Here is a 23,665-nt window from a genome sequence, read left to right on the forward strand (position 1 = left end):
TGGGAACCGGCGGTCAGTCGACCGGGAGCATCCCGCCGCTCTGGCGTTCCCAGAGCGCCTGGTAACGCCCACCCGCCGCGAGCAGCTCCGTATGCGTCCCCTGTTCGACGATCTCGCCGTCGGCAAGAACGATGATGCGGTCCATGTTGCGCAGAGTGGAAAGCCGGTGGGCGACCGCTATCACGGTCTTACCGGCCCAGAGCTGTTCAAGAGCATGTTGGACGAGCACCTCGCTTTCGCTGTCCAGCGCGCTGGTCGCCTCGTCCAGAATCAGAATCGGCTTGTCGTCGAGGAAGGCCCGGGCGATCGCGATTCGCTGCCGCTGACCGGTGGAAAGCCGGATACCACGCTCGCCCACCAGGGTGTCGTACCCCTGCGGGGCCTGGGTGATGAAACCATGCGCGTGGGCCCGGGTCGCAGCCGTCTGGACCTCCTGCTCGGGTACCGCGACGGATGCCCCGTACGTGATGTTGTCGCGGATGGACCGGTGGAACAAGGCGGTGTCCTGCGGCACATAGGAGATCGCCGCGGCGAGCCGGTCGTTCGACACCGGACGCCCACTGACAAGCACCGTGCCGGCCGGCAGTGGATAGTAGCCGAGCAGCAGTTTCACCAGGGTCGTCTTTCCGCTCCCGCTACGGCCGACCACCCCGATCTTCTCACCGGCCGCGATCGCCAGGGTGATGTCGGACAGCACTGACCGGGTCGGACTGTCCGGATAGGCGAACGCCAGACCGCGCAGTTCCACCTGACCGCCGACCACCGACGAACCGGCGTCGACCTGGCGGCCGGATGCGGGCGACTCCGGACCGACCGCGATCGCCGCCTGGACCGGATCGGCGCCGAACAGGTAGTGGTAGGCCTCCTCGACCCGAGCCAGCCGCAGGTTGAGCTGCGCGATCTCCCACACCATCATCCAGATGAAGTCCGAGAACATCACCAGCACGGACAGGAACGTCGCGAACTCCGCCAGGCTGAGCTGCCCGCTGCGGTAGAGGTACAGGTTGAGCAGGATCGACAGCGGCCACACCAGGTAGCGCACGATCACCGCCATCGAGGCCCAGAACACGATGTCCCACAGCGACGATCGGCGGGCCGCGTCGATGACCCGCCGGCGCCGCCGGTGGACCTCGGCGTACTCGGCCCGCTCCTGGTGAAACGACTTCACGCTGACGAAGTTCGCGATGATGTCGATCACATGACCGTCGAGCTCGGAGGTCTCGTCGGCGAGCTCCTTCTCGGCACGAAACGCGCGCCGAGCCGTGCGCCGGCCGACCACCAGCATCAGCAGCACCGCGCCCAGGAAGGTCAGGCCGGACCAGACGTTGACGGCGAACATGATGAAAACCGTCGCGGGAATACGGACTACCAGTTCGACGTAGGTGAAGCACGCGGCGTCAAGGGTGTCACGGAACTCGCGGCCTATCGTGGCCACGAAACTACTGATCTTTCCGGTGAACTTCCCGACGAAGTAGGGGTAGGGCTGCCCGATAACCCGACCGAAAAGAACGTCCTCGCACTCGTAGCCGCGGTGCACGAGCAGCCGCCGGTACAGCACCTCACCGCCGCGCCAGAAGAGATCGTGTATCAGGTTGACGCCGATGAGCAGCAGCGCGTACCAGTACACGACACCGGCCGAGACGCCCTCGCGGGCCGCGGCCTGGACGAGCCGGCCGACGAGGACCGGCAGAACGGAGATCGCCAGACTCGACGCCACGAAACTCGCCATGACCGCGAGCAGCGCACCCCGGAAAGTAGCCACAAAACCCAGCAGGAAAAACAGGCCGGCATGCGGGCCGAGCGCGCCGGCATCCATCTGGGAACCGGCTCGCGAAACGGCACCCCGCGGCTGCTGCCGGGGAATCTCCTCCCCCGTCGGACGCATGCGATCCATGGTGGCAGGCACCACCATGGATCGCATCTGGTTTTTCGCCGGCTTCCGCGCCGCTGCGGGTGCCTGCCCGCGAGGGTGCTGCCACTGTGCCGGTGACCACGGCTGCCGTGATGACGATCCGGGTGATGGGCGGCCCAGCCGAGACGGACAGGTGGCGGCGTCCGGGTCAACGCCGGAGGCGTGCATCGACGTGACGGGCGTTACCACCAGGAGGCGACAGCCGGTGTCCGTCCCATCAATCACCCAACAGCGTCGCCGTGCGTCGCGAAGGGCACGCGGGACGACGCCGGGAAACGATATCTTCTGTCGTTCCCCGCGGTGTCCGGGATCTTTTGACTGGTTCGCCAGCGCCGGTCGCCGCGCCCACCCGACAGCCGTACCCGTATGACAGCCGTACCCGCAAGACATCCGCACCCGCAAGACATCCGCACCGGTCGCAGCGCACGAAGCCGCCGGACCTCCCGCAGGAAGGGGCGCGGCATGCCTCGTCGCCGCCGGATCTGCCTGATCCTCGCCGTGCTGGCGACGGCTGCCGCCTGCTCCGGGAGCGCCAGCCAGCGCGCGTCCGGGGCCGACCCCGACACCTTCGCCCGGGAGATCGCGCGTCCGGCGGCGCCACCCGACGCCGCCCGACTGCCGATCCTCTTCGTACCGGGAAACCTCGGTTCCGGCGACCAGTTCGGGGTCCAGGCGCAGCGTTTCACCAGCAACGGGTACCCGGCGGACCGGATCGCGGCCTTCGACTACGACGCGTCGGACCCGGAGCCACCCGCGGAGCGGATCTTCACCGGGCTCGACACCGAGATCGCCCGGTTGCTCACCCTGAGCGGCCGCAAGGCCGTCGACCTGGTGGGCCAGGCCGAGGGCGCCGACCTCGCCATGCGCTATCTGGCCAGCACGCCCGCGCGGGCCGCCCGGGTCTCGCACCTGGTCAGCGTGGCCGGACCGCAGCCCGCCGGGCCGCCCCGCGGGGTGCGCACGCTGGCGGTGTGGGGCATCGGCGACCCGACCCGGCGGATCGCCGGCGCCCAGAACGCGCGCTTTCCCACCGATGACCGCGGCGAACTGCTCGCCTCCACCGGCACCTTCAAGCAGATGTACCAGTTCCTCACCGGTGAGCAGCCCTTCACCACCGAGGTGACCGACCAGGCCGGGCCGATCGAACTCGGCGGTCGGGTCGTGCTGTATCCGGCGAACGCCGGTGGCGGCCCGGCCCGCCTCGAGCTCTACCGGGTCGACCCGCGGACCGGCCGCCGGCTCGCCTCGGGCCTGCAGAGCTTCGTCAACCTGCCGCCGGACGGCACCTTCGGCCCACTGCGGGCGGACGGCACCGCCAGCTACGAGTTCGCCGTCATCCACCCCGGTGAACCGGTGCAGCACTTCTACTACCAGCCGTTTCGGCGCAGTGACCGGCTGATTCGCCTGCTCACGAGCAAACCCGCAGAGGAGATCGGCGGTGGGATGACGGCCAGTCCCCGCCAGACCAACCTCGTGGTCAGCCGGGGCCAGGAGTGGCAGGGTGACCAGGGCCGCACCAGCGACCAGCTCACCGTCGACGGCCACGGTGTGCTGAACCCGGCGAACACGCCCCGGTCGAAACTCACCCTGCGCGTGTTCCTGTTCGACCAGGGCACCGACGGTGTCACCGATCTCGCCGCGCCCCTGCCGTTCTACTTCGCGGTCGGTTTCGTCACCGGTGCGGATCTGTTCATCCCGGCGGGCGCCCGGTCGGTGGCGGTGACGATGACGCCGCGTGGTGTCGCGGCGGGCCGCACCACCGTGCAGGTGCCCGCCTGGCCCTCGAGCACCGACCGGATCAGCGTCCGGTTCCGCGACGACACCTTCTGAGCCCTTTTCCGCCCCCGCCGATCCGGGCGGACTCCCCGGATCGGCGGCGGCAGGATGGTGGCCCTGCTTGGGCAGGGCAGGGCCACCAGTCAGCGGCCGCTCGGGCGACGGGTCAGGCCCGAACGGACAGGTGCGGCGCCGGCCTTGCTGGCCGCCACAGCCGGCCGCGGTCTCCCTCCCTCCCAATCGGGCGACCGCGGCCAGCCGTGGCGGCCTGGCGCCGGCCCCGCCCGGCGGAGGTCGCGGCTCGACGCGGGGCGGGGCCGGCCTGCGTCCAGAGTCGTCCGATCGGCGGCGGCCGGAAACGTCAGTCAGGCATGCTCTTCTCATATGGCCCCGCCGGGACACCACCGCCGGCCATCCGGTGGGTGCTCCGGCCACCTCTGCTGGGGGAACCGGCATGACCCAGGGAGATGTCACCCTCCCAGGCGTCACCCACGCGGCAAGGTCGGACAACGCGGGATCACCCAAAGACGGTGTGCGGGTGGCATAGCGTCGTTATCCTGATGTGTCAGTCGGGGCCACGCATCGGGCGATGTGCCCGCCCGCAGGCGAGGGGTGTGCGGCCACCCGGAGGGCCGGCTGATGTCCTACGAGTCCGGCCCCTACCGCGTCTCCTCGGACCTGCTGGCTCGCGCCGACTTCCAGGCCGCCTGCGCGGCCCGGGACTTTCGCACCGCCTTCCGGCTGATGAAGAAGTACGACGGCGCGAGCCAGAACCGGATCGCCTCACCGGTCGAGGGCCTCAGCCAGAGCCGGGTCAGCCGGATCATGCAGGGCGAGGACCATATCGCGCGGCTGTCGCTGATCGAACGCGTCTCCGACGCGCTGCGGATTCCCGGGGCCTTCTTCCAGCTGGCCGCCCGCCCCTGGGAGACCGGCGCCAGCGTGCGGCCCGTCGCCGGTGCGCCGCCGGCCCGCCAGTCCGATCCACTTCGCTCCGGCGGGCCAGGTGGGTCGGGCGGTCCGGGTGGCCTGGGCGCAGCGGGTGGCCCGGGTGGTGCGGGGCAGGGCCCGAGCGGCGGGCTGCTCGTCGAGCAGGACACCGCCCGGCTGCGTTACGACGATGGCGTCTACCTCGCCCATCAGCGGCGCCGGATCACCAATATCGGCGACGAGCCCGTGACCCGCTACCTCATGCGCATCTCCGTCGATCGCTTTCCCGGTGACCAGGAACGGGCCGCACGTCTCTACCGCAGCGATCCGCTGCGGTGGGAGGAACTGCGGCTGCGCGCCCACTGCGGGCAGGAGGAGATGGCCTGGCAGGTCAAAACCGACTGGGATGCCCTCAAAGAGGTCTGGCTGTTGTTCGAGAACAGCAGTGGACGATTTCCGCTCTATCCGGGTGAATCAGCCTGGATCGAGTACTCCTACCAGGTCGGTGAGCAGAAGTGGGGCCCGTGGTTCCAACGGGCCGTCCGGGTACCGACGAGCAGCCTGTCGGTCGTCCTGGACTTCCCCGCCCAGGTCGACCCGGTGGTCTGGGGAATGGAGACCTCGATGACCGCGGACGCGTTCGCGTTCCGGACCGCGATCGCCCGGGCGGACGAAGGCGACCGGCGGATCTTCACCTGGTCGACCAGCAATCCGCCGCTGCACGCCCGGTATCGGCTGGAATGGAACTTCCGGGCTGTCTCCGACGGTCGGAATCCGGATACCGGCGAGCAGCGTGAGACCACCGGTCCACGGCCCAGTGAACAGATGGCGGCGGCGGGCATCGTCCAGGTCGATGATCCGGCGCTGGCGCAGCCGGCCCGTTCCTTTGATCTGCCGGCCGAGGCCGAGGACGCCCGGCGCGTGGTCGCCGAGCTGTCCTCGGCGATGGAGCGGGTCTCCGCCCTGCACACCTTCGGTAAGGGCATGGGGATCGCCGCACCACAGATCGGCATCAACCGGGCCGCCGCGATCGTGCGCTCCGCCGACGCGGACATCCTCACCCTGCTCAATCCGCGGGTCATCGAGTCCTCGCCGCAGACCGACGAGCAGTACGAGGGCTGTCTGAGCTTCTTCGACGTCCGCGGGCTCGTCCCCCGGCCCCTGGAGCTGCACGTGGAGCACACCGACATCTCCGGACGCCGGCGCATCACCGTCTACCGGCAGGGCCTCGCCCGCCTGGTCGGCCACGAGATCGACCATCTGGTCGGCCGGCTCTACACCGAACGGATGCGGCCCGGCAGCACCCCGATCCCCGTGGAGCAGTACCGCGGCACCGGCTCGGCCTGGACCTACACCCCCTGATCCACCACTACACGTGACCGTCGGGCCGGTCGGGCCGGCCGGCGGTCGGCCGAACGGACACCGGCCGTGGCCGCACGCCCAAGTCCGAAAAAAGCGATACCGCCCACTATGGCGGACGTACCCGTAAACAACGTACAGTTCATGAAGCCCCACCCGATACGGAAATTATTCCGGGCACGCGAGCGCCTTCACGAACGGGCGACCCCGAATGCCACCAGGGTGTCACGGAAAGCAGTTCACGGCACGCAGGGAGACCGGGCACCGGGCAGACCGTGTTATTCTTTCGCCAGCGTGGCGGAACAAATTCAAAATCGGTGTTCCAATGCCCCGGCAGAGCCGACTAGAATCGAGCGCATGCGCCCGCGCGATAATCGGCGGAAAAGATCGAAGCGATAATCCGGAAGGTATTGTGGCCATCTTCACGGACCCTTGATTTACCCCGGTCACGCCCAGCTATGTTCGTAGCCATGTCGTCGACTGACGGCAGACGCCGGGTGGCACGCCGAATCCTGCCCCCGCCCGGTAGGAACCAAACCTGTGGCAGGAACGGGGGAACCACTTCCGGGCGTCGAAGGCAGACGTCCTTGGGGTGAAGCCGCCACTGGTGGCCGGGCATTCCCAGCCCGAACCCGACAGCTCACCTCGCAGGCGTGGGGAAGGACAATCTATGTCCAACGCTCGTACGCTCGGTCGGGGCCTCAACCGGATCAAGCTTGGCACTCGTGCCGCCGTTCTCGCCGCCACTCTTACCGCCTCCGTGGGCGGTGGGCTGGCGCTCTCCCAGCCGGCCAGCGCCGCCCCGAACGCGGATCATTTCCTGCGCGCCGTCATTCCCTGCGAGTCCGGTGGCAATCCCCACGTGGTCAACTCCATCGGCGCGGGCGGCCTGTTCCAGTTCCTGCCCAGCACCTGGCACGGTCTCGGTGGCCGGGGCCTGCCGCAGCACGCCAGTGTCGGCGAGCAGTGGCAGATGGCCCGCAAGCTCTACGCGCAGGCCGGCACCAGCCCGTGGTACGCCTCGAAGCCCTGCTGGGGTCACCGGATCTGAGGCCCCGACACCGCGCCGACATCCGCTCTCGGCCGGTTCTGATCCGCACATGATCGATCGGATCGTGCTCGACAGATCGTGAGCCGACCGGCGCGAGGCGACGCGACCCAGCGCGCGGCACATCAGGCCCCGCCCCTCCTCTCGGGGGCGGGGCCTGATCCGTGCGCGGTGCGGGGCTCAGGCGCCGCGTCGGCGGCGGGCGATCTCCGCGAGGGCCACCGCGGCCGCGACACCGGCGTTCAGCGACTCGACCGCGCCGACCATCGGGATCCGCACCGTCACATCGCAGCGCTGCTCCACCAGCCGGGACAGGCCCCGGCCCTCGGAGCCGACCACCAGGACCAGCGGATCGGTGGCCATGGCGAGCTCGTCCAGGCTCAGCGCGGCGTCGGCGGCCAGCCCCACCAGGAACAGGCCCGCCTCGGCGTAGGCGGTCAGGGTGCGGGTCAGGTTGGTGGCTCGGGCGACGGGCAGCCGCGCCGCGGCCCCGGCCGACGTCTTCCAGGCGGACGCGGTCATCCCGGCGGCGCGCCGCTCGGGCAGCAGGACACCGTCCGCGCCGAAGGCCGCCGCCGAGCGCACGACCGCACCGAGGTTGCGCGGGTCTGTCACCCCGTCCAACGCGACCACCAGGCCAGCCGCGGTGGAGCCGGAACGCGCCGATCCGCCCGCACCGGGCCGGACCCGATCGAGCAGGTCATCGGGATGGGCATAGCGGTAGGGCGGCACCGCGAGCACCAGCCCCTGATGCGGGGCGGTGCCACACAACCGGTCAAGATCGGGCCGGGCGGAGTCGACGACGGAGATGCCGCGGCGCGTCGCCAGCCGGCGGGCCTCGTCGAGACGCTCGTCGAAATCCAGGCCCGCGGCGACGAACAGCGTCGTGGCCGGAACCCCGGCGCGCAGCGCCTCCACGACGGCGTTGCGACCGACCACGAGTTCGTCGTCCTCACCGCCGCGCCGCCCGCGCGCACCCGTGCCCCGCGGGCCCTCGCCGTCGCGTGGGGCGGGCCGATCACGATCGGTCGCCGCCTTCGCCGCCGAGGCGGCCCGGCGCTGGGCCGGGTGGCCGGGCCGCAGGTGCGCGGGCGGGGTCGCGCCCCGCCCCTCCAACGCCCGCCGGCCCTGCCCGCCGCTGCCACCCGCCGCTCCCTTGCGGTGCGAACCGGCCTTACCGGCCCGCCCACCCTGCCCGCCACGGGCGATCCCGCCGCCGCCGCGACGCCCACCGCCGGCCATTCAGCACCACCCCGGGGTGAACGCACCGAACGAGGACATTCCCGAATGTGAGCCGCTTGCGGACGAGTGCGATCCGCTCCTGGGCGATCCGGCGACGGACGATCCGGTCTCGGGTGATCCGGATACGGGTGATCCCGACACGGATGCCCCGCGCGGACGTGAGACGACCATGTGCCCACGGTATCTGGCGTGACGCACGGTATCCGGTGCCCGGCGGAGAATCCCGCGACACGGACCGGCCCGACCTCGCCGGGCCGTCCTCACCGGACGCCGGGCCCGGCCGGCGACACCGGCTGTGGGCCGTTGCCGGGGACCCCCAGCCGGGGGGCAGGCCGGATCCGGGCCAGCGACCTACCCGGAGATTGCCGTTCTCGACGACATCGCGCCCTATCCTGATGCGGCGGTCCCCGCCGGGGGTCGTCGACATCAGACCCTTACGCTCATCCAAGCTCGCGCGCCGACGAAGGAGAACACGCCGGACAGTGGCCTGCCGGTAGCGGTCTCGGTCATCGACGCACCTCGGTGAACCTGGGAAGATACGTCCCCATGATTGCGTGATGACCGGCGTGATCCGACCGACCAGCCCGCAGCGTGCGAACGGCCCCCGACAATGGCCGTATCGCCGGAGCAGCACGCGGGCATCGTCGGTACCGCGGGCCACCGTGGCGAGTTCTGACGACCGGACCAGCAGGGGCAGGAGGCACCAGCACATGGCTCTGCGCACACCGCCCGTATTCGGGCGTCACCTCCCGGCGGCGTGACGGTGGACCTGAACCCGCACGACGACGCCCCGACGGTGGCCTACCAGTTCGCCGGTGCCGGCGCCTTCGACCCGGAGGACGACCTGCGCCGCTGCCCGGTCTGCGCCGCGCCCGTCTACGCCGACGACCGCTACTGCGAGGTCTGCGGGCACGCGTTGGAGGGGCCCGACCCGGCCCATGGCGATGCCGACCACGCCGAGGTCGACCTCGGTGAACTGGCCGGCGTCTGCGACCGTGGCGTGCGCCATTCCACGAACGAGGACGCGATGGGCCTCGCCGTGGTCTACGGCACACTGATCGCGGTGGTCTGCGACGGGGTCTCGACGACCCCCGGCTCCGGTCAGGCCTCCGCGGCGGCGGCGGCCACCGCGATGGCCGTCCTGGCCGACGCGGTACGCGCGCACGGGCCGGGGCATCCGGTCCACCACGACTCGCTGCCGCCCAGGGCTTCGGGCGGCCGAGCCGACGACATGCTCGACATCCTCGAGCCGGACTACCCGACCTACGACGAGCCACGCACCGCCCCGCGGGCGGTCGTCGGCGGCTTCTCCCCCGAGGACGCCGAAGCCGTCCTGCACACCGCGGTCCACGCGGCTCAGGACACGATCGCTCAGCTCAGCGCGGCCGAGGGCCGGATGGCGCCGTCCTGCACGTTCGCCGCGGCCATCGTCACCCCGCCGACTCCCGACGGGCCGGGGATGGTCACCGTCGGCTGGGTCGGGGACAGCCGGGTCTACCTGCTCGGCCCGCGTTGGTGTGAGCGGCTCACCTCGGACGACACCTGGGCCGCCGAGGCCGCCCGGGCCGGTCTCATCCCAGCCAGCGAGGCCGAGACGCACCGGCGGGCGCACACCCTGACCCGCTGGCTCGGCGGTGACGTGGAGGACGTCGCACCGCACACCGAGGTCTTCCCGATCGAGACGCCGGCCACCGTGCTGGTCTGCTCGGACGGGCTGTGGAACTACGCCTCACGTCCCGACGTCATGGCCTCGCTGGTCAATCAGCTGCCCGCGCACAGCACCGCGATCGAGGTCGGCCGGCACCTCATCGACTTCGCCATCGACGCCGGCGGTCACGACAACATCACCGCGGTCGTCGCCCGGGTGGATCACTGATGGCCGCCCCGTCGCGGGGGCGCCGAACGCGGCGGGGTCCGGTCCGCACCGGAGGCCGGTCGACCGCCCGGTTCGACCACTGCGACACTGTTCCTCGGCCCGTACGGCCGAGGTTGCCCCGGTCGCCCGGGGAGGCCGAGCCGCCGGCAAACGGGGGCACGCACCACCTCCTACGGAAGGCGGTTCACAACGACGAAGACACAACGGGTACGGTTCGGTGCAAGAAGAACGTTGAGAAGATCGATGAGATGATCATCGATGGAGTGGTCATCGATGGAGTGGTCATCGATGAGGTGTTCCTGGACCCACGGTCGACGAGGACCCTCCGGGTGAACCGGTGATCAGGTGATGGCGCTGGGCTTGCGCGGGCGCCTGTCTCACTACCCGACTACTGCGATCGGTGCGGAATTGGGATCATGACTGGTCAGGAGAGGTACGAATACCGTCCGGACGACGGCGGTCGGTCTCCCTACGGAGTCGACGAGCCGGGCGGGGGCCGTCGGCGCGGCTCGGCGGTGCCGGACGGTCCCGACTCCGCGGGGGACGGGGGCTACGACCCGCTGGGCATCCGACGTTCACCAGCCGATCTGGCCGGTGTGGCGGACCCGCCCCGCGGCGGCGACCCCTATGGCGGCGGCTACGACCGGAACGGCTACACCGACCAGCCTCGCGGCGGCCGGGGCTACCAGGCCGACGCCTACGACGCGCCCGGCGGCTATGACCGTGACCCGTACGCCCGGCAGCGGGACGACCGGTCCAGCCCCGACGACCGTTCCGGCGCGGACGGCCGTTCCGGCGCGGACGGCCGTGGCGGACGTGACGGCTACGACCGCGGTGGCTACCCCGGTCAGGCCGACCGTGGCTACGCCGAGCCGGCCGACCCGTACGGCCGCGGCGCCGACCCGCGCGCCGATCGCGGCGGCTACGCCGACCCGGCCGACCCCTATGGCCGCGGTGGCTATCCGCCGGGCCGGGAGACACCCGAGGAACGCGCGGCCGGTGGCTACGGCGACCGTGGCGGCTACGGCCGCGGCGGCGACGACCGCGGTGAGCCTGGCGGTGGCTATCCGCCGCCGGCTCGCGACGATCGTGGCTACGGCGAACCGGCGGGGCGCGGCGGCTATGGCGAACCGGCCGATCCGTACGGTCGGGGCGTCGATCCACGGGCCGATCCACGGGCCGATCCACGTGGTGGTCGCGGCTACGGGGATGAACTCGACCCCGACGCCCACCGCCGTGCCCGGCGCGACGACGGCTACGGCTACCCGGCCGACCCGCTCGCCGCGGAGCAGCCGGGAGCCGGCGCCGACCGCGGCTTCCAGCAGGCACGTGGCGGCGATCCGCGGCGCACCACCGACCCGCGCTACGCCCGTCAGGGTGGCGGCGATCCCCGTGGCGGCGATCCCGAGCTGTCCGACCCCCGGGGAGCCGGTCGACGTGACCCGAGGGACGTGCGTGACCCCCGGGACGCGGAGGACCCCCGGGCCGCCGCCGGCTGGGAGGACGAACGTCCCGGTGCGGCCGCGAGCGTGGGCGTCTGGGAGGCGATCGTCGAGGCCGAACGGGAGTACTACGACAGCGGTGACGACCACCGTGTGCCGTTCCCGACCTTCTACCCGCGTCGGGTCTTCGCCCTGGCCGGGGCGAAGATGCTGATCGGTCGGCGCAGCGAGTCCCGCGGCATCCACCCGGACATCGACCTGTCCGGTGCGCCGGAGGACCCAGGTATCTCCCGCAGCCACGCGCTGTTCGAGCAGCTGCCCGACGGCGGCTACGCCGTGCGCGACCCCGGTTCGACCAACGGCACCCGACTCAACGACGAGCCGGACCCGATCGAACCCGGCCACACGGTTCCGCTACGCGATGGTGACCGGGTCTACCTCGGCGCCTGGACGCGCATCACCCTGCGCGCCCGTTAGGCCCCGTCCGCCCTGGCCACGCGGTGCCCGACCCGACCACCTCCGGTCGGCTGGGCACCGCGTGGCAGAGGTGCTGGCACGAGTACGTCCGCTGGCACGAGTACGTCCGCTGGCACGAGTACGTCCGCTGGCACGAGTACGTCCGCTGGCAGCAGTACACGCCGCTGACGCCCAGGGCTGATGCCGGCCGATGACGCCCCCGTGGCGGCGCCCAGCGTGTTCGCCCCGCCGGTCAGGCGAGATGCCAGCGCTGACCTTCCGGCGTGTCCTCGACGATGAGACCGGCGGCGGCAAGCCGAGCGCGGATCGAATCGGCCTCGGCGTAGTCCCGCCGAGCCCGGGCCGCCGAGCGCAGATCCAACACGATCTGCATGACCCCGTCAAGGGCCGGGCGTAGTTCGGCGCCGGCCGTCGGCCACTGATCGTGCGGGTCGAGACCGAACACGGCGAGCATCCGGCGGGTCACCTGCACCCAGGTGGCCAGTGCCCGGCTGTGTGCCTTCGACAGCACCTGGTTGCCCTGGGCCACCGCACCGAACAGGGCGGCCAGCGCCCGACCGACGGCCAGATCATCGTCGAGGGCGGCCGTGAAGTCCGCCCAGGCCCCGGCCGCACCAGCACCGTGCGAGCCCCCGCCGCCGGTCGCGGAGCGCGGCCGGTCATCGGCTGCCAACGCCGCCGCCTCGCCCGGACCACCCAGGATGTCCAGCGCGTTGCGGACGAACGTCTCCACCCGGTCATGGGCGGCCGTCGACTCGGCGAGCGCCTCCGGGCTGTACTCCAGCGTCGAGCGGTAGTGCGCCGACAGCAGGTGGTAACGCAGCACCTGCGGCCGCACCACCTCCAGCGCGTCGGCGACCAGCACCGAGTTGCCCAGCGACTTCGACATCTTGGTGCCACCGGTGGTGAGCAGACCCACATGCATCCAGTAGCGGGCCATCTCGCCCGGCTGACCGGCCCCCGCCGCGGCGCACAGCGTCTGGGCGCGTTCGTTCTCATGGTGCGGGAAGACCAGGTCAAGCCCGCCACCGTGGATGTCGAACGTCGACCCGAGGTACTTGCCGGCCATCGCCGAGCACTCCAGGTGCCAGCCGGGGCGGCCGTCCCCCCAGGGGGAGGACCAGAACGGCTCGCCCGGCCGGGCGGCCTTCCACAGCGCGAAGTCCCGCGGGTCGGCCTTGCCCGGCTCCGCCTCGGCGGAGGGCAGCATCGACTCCGGCCGCTGGTGGGACAGCGCCCCGTAGTCAGCGAAGCGCCCCACCCGGAACCACACCGAGCCCGCGCCCGGGTAGGCGTAGCCGGCGTCCACCAGTGACTCGACGAGCGCGATCATCTCGGGCAGATGGCCGGTCGCCCGCGGCTGGATGGTCGGCGGCGCGATGCCCACCGTCCGGTACGCCTCGTCGAAGGCGCGGGTCTGCCGGGTGGCGAGCTCCCAGACGGACGTGCCGTCCCGCCCGGCATTGACGATGATCTTGTCGTCGATGTCGGTGACGTTCTGCACGAGCGTCACGCCCTGACCGGACTGCTCCAGCCAGCGACGCAGAAGATCGAACGGCAGCGCCGTGCGCAGGTGCCCGACATGCGGCGCCGACTGCACGGTGGGCCCACACACGTAGACGCCCACGTGGCCGGGGCGTAGCGGCTCAAACGGCCGCACACGCCGCGTACGTGTGTCGTAGAGGTGGAGACCCATCTGTCAAGGGTACGGCGCGAGCCGGCCAGCTGGGCGGTCAGGCCATGCCGGGACGGTGTCAGCCGACTGTCAGTACTCGATCCGCCACGACCCGGATGACCACGCGGATCTCCTCCGGGTCGTCCCAGCGGTAGATGTCGCCGGTGTACTTCAGCGACAGCCGGTCGATCAGCTCCCGGCCGCCCTCCTCCGCCAGCGTCGCGGTACCGCGCACCTCGACATAGCTGTACGGATCGATCTGGTCGAGGAACATCAGGCTCACCCGCGGGTCGCGGGCGATGTCGCGCTCCTTCGCGCGCCCACGGGCGGTGGAAAGCAGCAGGTCATCCTCGTCACGATCTACCCAGAGCACAGTCATCCGGGGCGAGCCGTCGGCCTGAACCGTGGCCAGGACGACGTAGGTTCGTGCGTCGGCCAACGCCCGGACCGGCTCGGGAAGTCGGTCTGCCATGAGACTCCTCGGGAGCGGCCAGTGACAACTCAGCCTTTCACTCCGTTCTGCACACGTTACCGTCCGATGCCAGATCGGCATACCCCATCCGCCCACCCAGGCTGACGGACGGGCGGGCGGGTGGACGGGTGGGTGGGTGGACGAAGGGATCAGGCGCGGACGACGAGTGCGGTGGCGATCGCGGCGAGACCCTCACCGCGCCCGGTGAGCCCCAGACCGTCGGTGGTGGTGGCCGACAGGCTCACCGACGCGCCCAGCGCCGCCTCCATCGCCGCCTGTGCCTCCAGCCGACGCGCGGCCATCCGCGGCCGGTTGCCGATGACCTGCACCGACACGTTCCCGATCACCCAGCCGGCCTCGGCCAGCAGCCGGGCGGTCTCCCCCAGCAGCACCGCGCCGGACGCCCCGGCGTACTCCGGCCGATCGGTGCCGAACACCTTGCCGAGATCACCCAGTCCGGATGCCGTCAGCAGGGCGTCGCAGGACGCGTGCGCCGCGACGTCACCGTCCGAGTGCCCGGCGAGCCCGGTCTCCCCGGGCCAGCGCAGGCAGGCGACCCAGCATGCTCGTCCCGCCTCGAAGGGGTGGACGTCCACCCCGACGCCGACCCGGGGCAGCACCGTCGTCGTGACCGTGCCCGGCGCCGGTGCCGGACGGCCGCCCTCGATGCCGCCTCCGGCTCCAGCCCCGGAGCCGGAGGCGGGAGATGCGTCGGCGCTCATCCAGGCCTCCGCGCGTCGGTGGTCCCGCAGACCTCGGTCTCGCCCCGGCCGTCCGCCGCCGTGGCCGCACGGGCCAGCAGCGCCTCGGCCAGGATCAGGTCGGCGGGCTGGGTCACCTTGAACGCCTCGTGCGCGCCGGGCACCGTCGTCACCGGCACCCCGAGCGCCTCGACCAGACCGGCGTCGTCGGTCACCGGAACGTCGCGCAGGGCGTAGGCCGCGGCCAGCACGTCACGTCGGAATCCCTGGGGGGTCTGCACCGCCCGCAGACCGTCTCTCGGCGGGGTACGGATCACCCGCCCGTCCGGCCCGACCTCCTTGATGGTGTCCGCGACGGCGAGCACCGGGATGACCGCCGGATGGCCGGCGATCACCGCCGCGGCCACCGCGTCCACCAGCGCGGGCGGGGTCAGCGGCCGGGCCGCGTCATGGACCAGGACCACCGAGATGTCCTCATCGATCGCGCTCAGCGCGCGACGGACCGAATCGACCCGTTCGGCGCCGCCGGCGATGACCCGCACGTCCCGTCCGAGTAGTTGTGCGACCACTTCGACCAGGGTCGGTGGGGCCGCGACAACGATCTGGGTCACCAGCTCCGAACGGCGCAGTGCCTCGACCGAGCGCACCAGCATGGGCCGGCCGCCCAGCGACCGCAGTGCCTTGGGGGTGCCCCCGCCAAGACGTTCCCCGCGCCCGGCCGCCGGCACGATCGCCGCGACCCGAGCTCCCCTGCCGCGCGGTTGGGGACTCTCGCCCATCACCAGAACCTCCCGTGTGCCGTCCACCCACGAGAGCATCGCCCATCGCCGCGACCGGATGCGAACCGGGCGACCGCGGGGCGCGGTACACACGTGACTGGACGGTCCTCAACCGCTCACCGCCGTACCACTGGTAGCGCCGACAGCCATCGCCAGCGATACCAGTGGTACCGCCTGTGCGGTGGTGTCGGCTGTGCGGCGACGCGGCCCGGCCAGCGAGCCGACTGTGCGGCGTCGCGACCTGGCCAGCGGGTGTGCCGTCGACGCGAGGGGCTGCTGTAGCGGCCTCGCGTGCCACGCCCGGCGACGAACCCGGCCAGACCGGGCATTTCTGCACCCGACCCACCGGATCCGACAGCCGGAAGATGAGATTATCTGGCGATACCCGGGCCGATCAGTACTGACTGACCGGAGCCGGACCGCACCAGGCCTGCATCGGCAGATTCGCCGATCAGCCGGCAAGAACCTCGTCGAGAACCGCCTCGGCCTTGTCCTCGTTGGTGCCTTCGGCGAGCGCGAGCTCACTCACCAGAATTTGCCGGGCCTTGCTCAACATCCGCTTCTCGCCTGCGGAAAGGCCGCGTTCACGGTCACGCCGCCACAGGTCGCGAACGACCTCGGCGACCTTGTTCACGTCACCCGAAGCCAGCTTTTCGAGATTCGCCTTGTAACGCCGGGACCAGTTTGTGGGCTCCTCGGTGTGCGGTGCACGGAGCACCTCGAACACCCGTTCCAGCCCGTCCTGCCCGACGACGTCGCGCACCCCGACCATGCCGACATTGTCGGCAGGAACCCGGACCGTCAGATCGCCCTGAGCGACCTTCAGTACGAGATAGAGTCTTTCCTCGCCCTTGATGACGCGGGTTTCAATCGCGTCAATCAGAGCAGCACCATGATGCGGGTAAACAACGGTCTCGCCGACTTGGAACGCCATGTGTCACGTGCCCCTTCCGCCTCTACCAGCGTAACACGCACGCATCGCCGCAGGTCAGACGCGCGCGGCCAGGGCAACGTCAGCAAGACCATCCGTCGCGGCCACGACCTCGTCTTCCAGCAACGTTCGCCGCGACGACCTCAGCCGACCTCGGATCCGCGCCGGCTCCACACCAGACCCACATCCACGGACGCACCCATCCACATCCCCACAGCCAACTGCTCTACCAGGTAAAACGGGACGTAGCTCGGGCGCGCTCACCGCGCGTGGCGGTCAGGCGGACCGTAGCGCGCACAACCGTCGACCACCCGTCGACACGACGAGAGCCCTCTGGTTCGCCAACAGCCACGATGTCGTCAAGCGCGTCCACCCGACCGAACCGGAGTCGGATCCGGCGCACGAGCTCCCGTGACCGAGCCGCACCGTCGTCGCCGCGCCGTCCGGGAGAGCCATCCGGGTCCCGCGGGGTCACCCGGAGTCTCCTCAAGTCACACAAAGTCGCCTCAAGTCCGCTCAGGAACGCCTTGAGACGCCCTGGGACGCCCCGGAGCACCCCGGATCGCCCAGGTGAGGCGGGGGTGACCGGGTGAGACTGGCCACGTCGCCGACCGGCCCATGATGGCCGGTCGGGCCGGTCAGGGCAGTGCTCCGAACCATGCTGACCCCGGGCCGGCACCCGAACCGGGCCGGACCGGGTCGCAACCCCTGCGCGGCCTGGGCACGTCCGGGTTCGAGGTGGCTAGTGTTAGCCCCGCACCCGGGCCCCAACCGGTCGACGGCCGATCACCCATGGCGATCAGGCCGGCGGCGGCTGGGCCCTCGTGCCCCGGGGCGACCCGGCTGTCCGGTTCCGACGGGCCGGCACCGACGCCGTCCTCGGGTCGGCCGTCCCGCGACGGCCGTCGACCAGCACCGGCGTCGCCAGGCGTCGGTCTTTGCATGAGGAGCCACCGAGCTGTGAGCCGCCGTCCGGGTGCCCGTATCTCGTCAGTCATCGCCGCCGACGGCGCGCCGGCCCCACGCGCCAGCGCCGACGCCGCCGGGCGCGGCACGTTCCGTGGCCGGATGGCCTCCCGTCGGGTGGGGGTCGCGCTGTTCGCCTCGGTCCTCGGCGCGGCCAGCCTGACCAGTTGTGCCGCCGGCACCGACGCGCTGACCAACTACGCGCGTACGACCACCAACAGCACATCCGGCGCTGTCGGCGGCATCTCGCTGCGCAACGTCTACCTCGCCGGCCCCGCCGACCAGGGCGGTTCCGCACCGATCGTCTCGGCGTTCTTCAACGCGAGCGACGCCTCCGACACCCTCGTCTCGGTCTCGTCTCCGGCCGCCGGCTCCGGCCGGGTGTCCACACCGGCCGAGATCCCGGCCGGCGGTGGCCGGGTCTTCATCGCGGACGGCTCCGCGCCGAGCCTCGCCGGCTTCACCCGCAACCTGCTGATCGGCTCCCAGCTGCCGATCACCTTCACCTTCGCCAAGGCCGGCAGCATCACCCTGGACGTCCCGGTCGAGCCCGCCGCGCCGGGCGCCGGCACCGAGGGCGAGTCCGCGGCCGGCGGCGAAACCACCGCCACCCCGACGTCGCCCACCTCGGCCGAGTCCGCCGCCCCGGGTGCCCCCGCCGGTTCCGCCGCACCGTCCGCGGCCGCAGGTGGATCGTCCTCCTCGACCGGCGACGACAGCGGCCAGACCACCACCCCGGCCCCCACCCGTACGGCCGGCTGACCGACCCGTTCAGCTGGTCGACGCTCGACCGGCCGCCGATCCGTTCGGCCGGTCGAGCTCCCATGGACGACGTGATCTGGCCGTGATCTGGCCGTGATCTGACGGCGCCGGAATCCGTGGCGCCCAGCGCCACATACCGACAGTCGCTCTTTTCGGCACAGATCAGACATCGGCACAGATCAGACAGTCGAAAGACGCCGGGGCCCGCATCCTTCACCGCGCCTCGGCACGACAGCGCCAGTCCGAGAGTCCGCCGCCGCCCGATCATCGGGCGCGATCGGGTCAGGGTGCGGAGGTGGACGCCACACCGGGCGGACGACCGAGGGGTCGTCGGCGAGCTGGGCGTGGCGTGGCGTGGGCGTCGAACTGTCGGACCCGGCGGCTAACGTGGCGACCATGACTTCCAGTCGGGCCTCCGGTGTGTCTCGCCCGTCGGCACGGGCGGCCTCAGGTGGGTTCCGGTGCAGCGGCTGCGGGGCGGAGTCCGTGCGCTGGGCTGGCCGATGCGTCCGTTGCCACGAGTGGGGGACGTTGGAGGCCCAGACACCGGCGCCTCGGCGAGGGTCGGCCCTCGGCGGTGGGCGGGGTGGCGGGCTCGGCAGTGCGGCCGCGGCCGCCAGCGAGGTGACGGCTCCGGCTCAGTCGGTGATCGATGTCGATGTCACGGCGGCCCAGCGTCGGCCGACGGGGGTTGACGAGCTTGACCGGGTGCTTGGCGGGGGGCTGGTCCCTGGCGCGGTGATCCTGCTGGCCGGCGAGCCCGGGATCGGCAAGTCGACGCTGCTGCTGGAGGTGGCGGCGCGCAGCGCGGCGGGTGGGTCCCGGGCGTTGATCGTCACCGGGGAGGAGTCGGCCGCCCAGGTGCGGCTTCGGGCGGGGCGCACGGGCGCCCTGCACGAGGATCTCTGGATCGCCGCGGAGACCGATCTCGGCGCGCTGTTGCGCCACGTCGAGCAGGTCTGCCCCGCGCTGCTGGTGGTCGACTCGGTGCAGACGATCTCGGCCGCGGGAGTCGAGGGGGCGGCGGGTGGGGTCACCCAGGTGCGTGAGGTGGCGGCCGTACTGATCCGCACCGCGAAGGCGCTCGGCCTCGCGACGGTGCTCGTCGGGCACGTCACCAAGGACGGCACCGTCGCCGGGCCGCGCCTGCTCGAACATCTGGTGGACGTCGTCCTGCACTTCGAGGGTGAGCGCCATTCGATGCTGCGTCTCGTGCGTGCCGGCAAGAACCGGTATGGCCCGGCCGACGAGATCGGCTGCTTCGAGATGGACGACGCCGGTATCCACGGCATCGCCGACCCCAGCGGCCTGTTTCTGTCCCGCTCCGGCACCGGGGGCGTCGGCGCCGCGGTGCCGGGGACCTGCGTGACGGTGACGATGGAGGGGCGTCGTCCCCTCGTCGCCGAGGTCCAGGCGCTGGTGGCCGACTCGGCCGCGCAGGTTCCCCGGCGGGCCGTGTCCGGGCTTGATCCGGCCCGGGTGGCGATGATCCTCGCCGTCGTCGAGCGCCGGGGCGGCATCCGTCTCGGTCGCAGTGACGTCTACACCGCCACCGTCGGTGGGGTGCGTCTGGCCGAGCCCGCGGCCGATCTCGCGACGGCGCTGGCGGTCGTGAGCGCCATGCGGGATCGGCCGCTACCCGCCGATCTGATCACCATCGGTGAGGTCGGGCTCGCCGGTGAGGTCCGCGCGGTGGGTGGAGTCCCCCGTAGGCTCGCGGCCGCGGCCCGACTGGGCTTTCGCCGGGCGCTGGTGCCCACCGGCTCCCTGGCGTCCGGCTCCGGCGCCGGGCTCGTCACCGGCGGCGAGGGCCACGACCCGGGCGGGGCTCAGGGGCGGGCCGGCGCGACCAGGGGTGACAGCGCCCAGGCCAGGGCGCTGCGGGCGGTCGGCGAGGGCGACCGGGCCCCGCGGGCGAACCACACGGGGGCTACCACTACGGAGAAGACCTTCGAGGGCATGACCGTCACCGAGGTGCCTGATCTGGTCGCCGCGATTACGCATATGTACAAAACATAAGAATCACGGATGTCGATTTCGTGGTCTTTCGTTACCTTATGATTGCGGACCTCCCGCGGCGATCGCCCCGATAGCATCACGGCAGAGGCGGAGACAGTGGGGGAACCGAGGAGCTGAGTGAGCCTGATGGCACGACCACCCGGAGACGACATCTTCCGGGCGACACTGGCCGCGGTCGCCCCCGGAACCCCCTTCCGCGACGGCTTGGAGCGCATCCTGCGCGGCCACACCGGCGCCCTGATCGTGCTCGGTCACGACAAGGTCGTCGAAGGCCTGTGCACCGGTGGATTCGAGCTCGACGTCGAGTTCTCGGCCACCCGGCTGCGGGAACTGGCAAAGATGGACGGCGCGATCGTGCTGTCGTCCGACCTGCAGCGCATCGTGCGGGCCGCGGTCCACCTCGTGCCGGACCCGACGGTCCCCACCGAGGAGTCGGGCACGAGACACCGCACGGCCGAGCGGGTCGCCAAGCAGACCGGGTACCCGATCATCTCCGTCAGCCAGTCCATGCACATCATCGCCCTGTATGTCGCCGGGCGGCGCTACGCGCTGGACGGTTCGGCCGCGATCCTGTCCCGGGCGAACCAGGCCCTGGCCACCCTCGAACGCTACAAACTGCGCCTCGACGAGGTGGCCGGCACCCTTTCCGCGCTCGAGATCGAGGATCTCGTCACCGTTCGCGATGCCATCTCGGTCAGCCAGCGCCTGGAGATGGTCCGCCGTATCGCCGACGAGATCGAGGGCTACGTCGTCGAACTCGGCACCGACGGCCGGTTGCTGTCCCTTCAGCTCGAAGAGCTGATGGCAGGCGTCGAGACCGAACGGGAGCTCACCGTTCGCGACTACCTGCCCGCCGGCTCCCGCGCCGGGTCGGCCACCCAGGTACTCAACGAACTGTCGGCGATGTCCCCCACCGACCTGCTCGACCTCACCGTGCTCGCCCGGGTGATCGGTTTCTCCGGCGGCGCGGACATCCTCGACCGCCAGATCAGCCCGCGCGGCTACCGGATGCTGGCGAAGGTCCCGCGGCTGCCCCGGCTCGTCGTCGACCGCCTCGTCGACCACTTCGGCACCCTGCAGAAGCTGCTCGCCGCTGGCGTCGACGACCTGCAGACCGTCGACGGCATCGGTGAGGCACGCGCCCGAGCGGTACGCGAAGGCCTGTCCCGCCTCGCCGAGTCCAGCATTCTCGAACGCTACGTCTAGGGACCCGCGCCCCACGACCCGATCCGTCCCCTCCCATGGCCGACCCGATCCCCGACCGGCCCGACCCCGACCGAGCGGGTATGGCCCGATGCTGCCGGGATGGCCCGATGGGCGGGATGGCACGATGGCCGGGATGACCACGACCAGCGGTTCCCCGGGACCCGTCGCAGCCGTGACCCCCCTCGCATCCGGGCCACCCGTCGCATCGACGGCGTTCGGCGAGCTGGTGCTCGACTGGTTCGTCGGGGCCGCGCGTGACCTGCCCTGGCGTCGGCCGGGCACGACACCCTGGGCGGTGCTGGTCAGCGAGGTGATGCTGCAGCAGACGCCGGTCAACCGGGTCCTGCCCGTCTGGGAGGCCTGGCTCGCGCGCTGGCCGACGCCCGCGGCCCTTGCCGCCGAGCCGTCCGGCGAGGCCGTGCGGGCCTGGGGGCGGCTCGGCTACCCACGGCGGGCGCTGCGGCTGCATCAGAGCGCCACGGCGGTCGTGGAGCGCCATGGCGGCGAGATCCCAGCCGACCTCGACGCCCTGCTCGCCCTGCCGGGCATCGGTACCTACACGGCCCGGGCGGTCGCGGCCTTCGCCTTCCGGCAGCGGCAACCTGTCGTCGACGTCAACGTCCGCCGGGTGTACGCCCGGGCGGTCGAGGGGCGCGCCGACCCGCCGGCCACCGTCAGCCGCGCCGATCTGGCCGGCGTCGCCGACCTGCTCCCCGCCGATCCCGAGACCGCCGCCCGGACCAGTGCGGCGCTGATGGAACTCGGCGCGCTGCTCTGCGTGGCCCGCGCTCCGCGCTGCGCGGCCTGCCCGCTGCTGGAGCGGTGCGCGTGGGTGCGAGCGGGCAGCCCGCCGGGTTCGGGCCCGGCCCGGCGGCCACAGGGCTACGCCGGCACCGACCGGCAGGTCCGCGGCCGGCTGCTCGCCGTCCTGCGGGACGCCGACCATCCCATCCACCAGGAACTGCTCGACCAGGTCTGGGACGAGCCGGTCCAGCGTGGCCGGGCGCTGGCCGGGCTCCTCGGTGACGGTCTGGTCGTCCAGGTAGCCCCGGGTGTCTACGCCCTCCCAGGCTGACCCGCCCTCCCAGGCTGGACGGTCCTCCCAGGCTGGACGGTCCTGCGGGACCGGACGGCCCTCTCCCGGGCTGGACGGTCCCGCGAGGTGACGACCTACCTGTCGATCAGGGCACCTGGGCACGTCCGGACAGATGTCGTCCAGCGGTACCAGGGGTGGTGGGCTAGCCGGGGGCGGCGCGGAAGCGGTAGCCGACGCCGCGGATGCTCTCGATGATGGTCGGTTCGCCCGCGGCCTCACCCAGCCGGCGACGCAGGCGGCGGACGTGGACGGCGAGCGTGTTCGTCTCGGTGTGGGCGGAGCCCCAGACCTCACGCAGGAGGGTCTCACGGGGCACCACCCGGCCGGCCTGCTCCAGCAGCAGGGCGAGCAGGCGGAACTCCCGGGGTGGAACCGAGACGAGGGTTCCGTCCAGGCGCACCTCATGGGCGGCGCGGTCGAGCAGGACCGGACCGCCGCGCAGCACCTCGGTGCCGTTGGAGCGCGCCGTCTGTGCGCCGGAACGGTCCGGGCGCAGGCCGCCGACCATCGCGAGGACCTCGGTGACCCGGTAGGGCTTACCGACGCAGGCGCTCGCCCCGGCGTCCAGGCCGGCGGCGGCCGCGGGGCGGTCGTCGGGGCCGACGGCGAGCAGGATCGGGAGGTCGTCGTGACCGGCGACGCTACGGACGGTGCGTACCACGGTCACGCCGTCCACCACCGGTAGGCGGGCGCTGATCAGGAGGGCATCGGGCTGGTGCAGGCCGATCTCCAGCAGCGCCAGGGCTCCGTCGGTGACGAGGTTGACCTCCACGCCGCCACCGACGATGGCCGCGAGCATGTCCTGTTCGACTTCGGAGTCGGCGATGAGCAGGACCGGCGCGGGCTGTTTTCGTTCCAGCCCGACCGGCCGCTGCCCACGGCTCGACGCATGATCAGCTGCGGTCGGATCGCGCTCCCCCGCCGGCCAGCGGTCACCCGCTGGCCCGCGCTCCGCCGCCGACAGGCCGGAGCCTGTCCACGTCGGAACCATCGTGG

Annotated in this window: 19 protein-coding genes and 1 riboswitch; of the genes, 11 read left to right on the forward strand and 8 right to left on the reverse strand. The window is 71.8% G+C overall.

The annotated features are described in order from the left end of the window. Positions 1-13 precede the first annotated feature (13 nt). On the reverse strand, positions 14-1,885 hold the full coding sequence (locus MXD61_RS03940; RefSeq protein WP_248811493.1) for an ABC transporter ATP-binding protein: 1,872 nt from the start codon (positions 1,883-1,885) through the stop codon (positions 14-16). 489 nt (positions 1,886-2,374) lie between these two features. Here MXD61_RS03940 and MXD61_RS03945 point away from each other — a divergent pair, with 489 nt between their 5' ends. The 3 genes from MXD61_RS03945 (at position 2,375) to MXD61_RS03955 (ending at position 7,028) form a co-directional block, all read left to right on the forward strand. Then, on the forward strand, positions 2,375-3,742 hold the full coding sequence (locus tag MXD61_RS03945; RefSeq protein WP_248811494.1) for a lipase: 1,368 nt from the start codon (positions 2,375-2,377) through the stop codon (positions 3,740-3,742). Positions 3,743-4,327: 585 nt separating this feature from the next. Then, positions 4,328-5,980, forward strand: a complete 1,653-nt coding sequence (locus MXD61_RS03950) for a peptide deformylase (protein ID WP_248811495.1) — start codon at positions 4,328-4,330, stop codon at positions 5,978-5,980. 490 nt (positions 5,981-6,470) lie between these two features. Continuing rightward, positions 6,471-6,645, forward strand: a riboswitch (cyclic di-AMP (ydaO/yuaA leader). A gap of 2 nt (positions 6,646-6,647) precedes the next feature. Then, positions 6,648-7,028, forward strand: a complete 381-nt coding sequence (locus tag MXD61_RS03955) for a transglycosylase family protein (RefSeq protein WP_248811496.1) — start codon at positions 6,648-6,650, stop codon at positions 7,026-7,028. A gap of 177 nt (positions 7,029-7,205) precedes the next feature. Here the strand turns inward: MXD61_RS03955 and rlmB are convergent, their stop codons facing one another. Beyond that, entirely contained in the window at positions 7,206-8,267 is a 1,062-nt protein-coding gene (gene rlmB / locus MXD61_RS03960) for a 23S rRNA (guanosine(2251)-2'-O)-methyltransferase RlmB (protein ID WP_248811497.1), read from the reverse strand. Positions 8,268-9,024: 757 nt separating this feature from the next. Here rlmB and MXD61_RS03965 point away from each other — a divergent pair. The 4 genes from MXD61_RS03965 to MXD61_RS03980 all read left to right on the forward strand — a co-directional run bounded on the left by MXD61_RS03965 (position 9,025) and on the right by MXD61_RS03980 (position 12,256). Then, the gene (locus tag MXD61_RS03965) at positions 9,025-10,143 is read left to right on the forward strand and encodes a PP2C family serine/threonine-protein phosphatase (protein ID WP_163549065.1); all 1,119 of its coding nucleotides are present in this window, start codon (positions 9,025-9,027) and stop codon (positions 10,141-10,143) included. Further along, positions 10,143-10,484, forward strand: a complete 342-nt coding sequence (locus tag MXD61_RS03970; RefSeq protein ID WP_248811498.1) for a hypothetical protein — start codon at positions 10,143-10,145, stop codon at positions 10,482-10,484. Before MXD61_RS03965 ends, MXD61_RS03970 begins: the two co-directional genes overlap by 1 nt. Positions 10,485-10,559: 75 nt before the next feature. Further along, complete coding sequence (locus MXD61_RS03975; RefSeq protein ID WP_248811499.1) at positions 10,560-12,062, forward strand: FHA domain-containing protein; 1,503 nt, start codon at positions 10,560-10,562, stop codon at positions 12,060-12,062. 23 nt (positions 12,063-12,085) lie between these two features. Next, positions 12,086-12,256 carry a hypothetical protein gene (locus MXD61_RS03980; protein WP_248811500.1) on the forward strand — a complete coding sequence of 57 codons (171 nt, stop codon included), beginning with the start codon at positions 12,086-12,088 and terminating at the stop codon, positions 12,254-12,256. 38 nt (positions 12,257-12,294) lie between these two features. Here the strand turns inward: MXD61_RS03980 and cysS are convergent, their stop codons facing one another. The 5 genes from cysS to MXD61_RS04005 all read right to left on the reverse strand — a co-directional run bounded on the left by cysS (position 12,295) and on the right by MXD61_RS04005 (position 16,623). Then, positions 12,295-13,758: a cysteine--tRNA ligase gene (gene cysS, locus MXD61_RS03985; RefSeq protein ID WP_248811501.1), complete on the reverse strand. Its 1,464-nt coding sequence runs from the start codon at positions 13,756-13,758 to the stop codon at positions 12,295-12,297. Positions 13,759-13,816: 58 nt separating this feature from the next. After that, complete coding sequence (locus MXD61_RS03990) at positions 13,817-14,209, reverse strand: PPOX class F420-dependent oxidoreductase (protein ID WP_163549061.1); 393 nt, start codon at positions 14,207-14,209, stop codon at positions 13,817-13,819. A gap of 149 nt (positions 14,210-14,358) precedes the next feature. Then, the gene (gene ispF, locus MXD61_RS03995) at positions 14,359-14,931 is read right to left on the reverse strand and encodes a 2-C-methyl-D-erythritol 2,4-cyclodiphosphate synthase (protein ID WP_248811502.1); all 573 of its coding nucleotides are present in this window, start codon (positions 14,929-14,931) and stop codon (positions 14,359-14,361) included. Continuing rightward, positions 14,928-15,689: a 2-C-methyl-D-erythritol 4-phosphate cytidylyltransferase gene (gene ispD, locus MXD61_RS04000; RefSeq protein ID WP_248811503.1), complete on the reverse strand. Its 762-nt coding sequence runs from the start codon at positions 15,687-15,689 to the stop codon at positions 14,928-14,930. Before ispD ends, ispF begins: the two co-directional genes overlap by 4 nt. A gap of 451 nt (positions 15,690-16,140) precedes the next feature. Then, entirely contained in the window at positions 16,141-16,623 is a 483-nt protein-coding gene (locus MXD61_RS04005) for a CarD family transcriptional regulator (RefSeq protein WP_163549059.1), read from the reverse strand. Positions 16,624-17,580: 957 nt separating this feature from the next. On the opposite strand from MXD61_RS04005, the gene MXD61_RS04010 reads away from it, so the two are divergent. The 4 genes from MXD61_RS04010 (at position 17,581) to MXD61_RS04025 (ending at position 22,648) form a co-directional block, all read left to right on the forward strand. After that, complete coding sequence (locus MXD61_RS04010) at positions 17,581-18,348, forward strand: hypothetical protein (RefSeq protein ID WP_248811504.1); 768 nt, start codon at positions 17,581-17,583, stop codon at positions 18,346-18,348. A 396-nt stretch (positions 18,349-18,744) separates the two neighbouring features. Beyond that, positions 18,745-20,367 carry a DNA repair protein RadA gene (radA, locus tag MXD61_RS04015; RefSeq protein ID WP_248811505.1) on the forward strand — a complete coding sequence of 541 codons (1,623 nt, stop codon included), beginning with the start codon at positions 18,745-18,747 and terminating at the stop codon, positions 20,365-20,367. A gap of 126 nt (positions 20,368-20,493) precedes the next feature. Continuing rightward, entirely contained in the window at positions 20,494-21,573 is a 1,080-nt protein-coding gene (disA, locus tag MXD61_RS04020) for a DNA integrity scanning diadenylate cyclase DisA (RefSeq protein ID WP_163549067.1), read from the forward strand. Positions 21,574-21,697: 124 nt separating this feature from the next. Then, a complete protein-coding gene (locus tag MXD61_RS04025) occupies positions 21,698-22,648 on the forward strand; it encodes an A/G-specific adenine glycosylase (protein WP_374628406.1) in 951 nt (316 codons plus the stop codon). 163 nt (positions 22,649-22,811) lie between these two features. On the opposite strand, the gene MXD61_RS04030 is transcribed toward MXD61_RS04025, so the two are convergent. Further along, positions 22,812-23,660, reverse strand: a complete 849-nt coding sequence (locus MXD61_RS04030) for a response regulator transcription factor (RefSeq protein WP_248811507.1) — start codon at positions 23,658-23,660, stop codon at positions 22,812-22,814. Positions 23,661-23,665: the final 5 nt, after the last annotated feature.

The sequence above is a fragment of the Frankia sp. AgPm24 genome (genome assembly GCF_023243055.1).
Lineage (GTDB): Bacteria > Actinomycetota > Actinomycetes > Frankiales > Frankiaceae > Frankia > Frankia umida.

What these genes read in the sequence shown, in the direction of transcription:
- ispD (WP_248811503.1), bottom strand. Translation starts at nt 15,689, where the DNA reads ATGGGCGAGAGTCCCCAACCGCGCGGCAGGGGAGCTCGGGTCGCGGCG.
- MXD61_RS04030 (WP_248811507.1), bottom strand. Translation starts at nt 23,660, where the DNA reads ATGGTTCCGACGTGGACAGGCTCCGGCCTGTCGGCGGCGGAGCGCGGG.
- radA (WP_248811505.1), top strand. Translation starts at nt 18,745, where the DNA reads ATGACTTCCAGTCGGGCCTCCGGTGTGTCTCGCCCGTCGGCACGGGCG.
- MXD61_RS03950 (WP_248811495.1), top strand. Translation starts at nt 4,328, where the DNA reads ATGTCCTACGAGTCCGGCCCCTACCGCGTCTCCTCGGACCTGCTGGCT.
- MXD61_RS03955 (WP_248811496.1), top strand. Translation starts at nt 6,648, where the DNA reads ATGTCCAACGCTCGTACGCTCGGTCGGGGCCTCAACCGGATCAAGCTT.
- cysS (WP_248811501.1), bottom strand. Translation starts at nt 13,758, where the DNA reads ATGGGTCTCCACCTCTACGACACACGTACGCGGCGTGTGCGGCCGTTT.
- disA (WP_163549067.1), top strand. Translation starts at nt 20,494, where the DNA reads ATGGCACGACCACCCGGAGACGACATCTTCCGGGCGACACTGGCCGCG.
- MXD61_RS03990 (WP_163549061.1), bottom strand. Translation starts at nt 14,209, where the DNA reads ATGGCAGACCGACTTCCCGAGCCGGTCCGGGCGTTGGCCGACGCACGA.
- MXD61_RS03940 (WP_248811493.1), bottom strand. Translation starts at nt 1,885, where the DNA reads ATGCGTCCGACGGGGGAGGAGATTCCCCGGCAGCAGCCGCGGGGTGCC.
- MXD61_RS03945 (WP_248811494.1), top strand. Translation starts at nt 2,375, where the DNA reads ATGCCTCGTCGCCGCCGGATCTGCCTGATCCTCGCCGTGCTGGCGACG.
- MXD61_RS04025 (WP_374628406.1), top strand. Translation starts at nt 21,698, where the DNA reads ATGGCCGGGATGACCACGACCAGCGGTTCCCCGGGACCCGTCGCAGCC.
- MXD61_RS03975 (WP_248811499.1), top strand. Translation starts at nt 10,560, where the DNA reads ATGACTGGTCAGGAGAGGTACGAATACCGTCCGGACGACGGCGGTCGG.
- rlmB (WP_248811497.1), bottom strand. Translation starts at nt 8,267, where the DNA reads ATGGCCGGCGGTGGGCGTCGCGGCGGCGGCGGGATCGCCCGTGGCGGG.
- ispF (WP_248811502.1), bottom strand. Translation starts at nt 14,931, where the DNA reads ATGAGCGCCGACGCATCTCCCGCCTCCGGCTCCGGGGCTGGAGCCGGA.
- MXD61_RS03970 (WP_248811498.1), top strand. Translation starts at nt 10,143, where the DNA reads ATGGCCGCCCCGTCGCGGGGGCGCCGAACGCGGCGGGGTCCGGTCCGC.
- MXD61_RS04005 (WP_163549059.1), bottom strand. Translation starts at nt 16,623, where the DNA reads ATGGCGTTCCAAGTCGGCGAGACCGTTGTTTACCCGCATCATGGTGCT.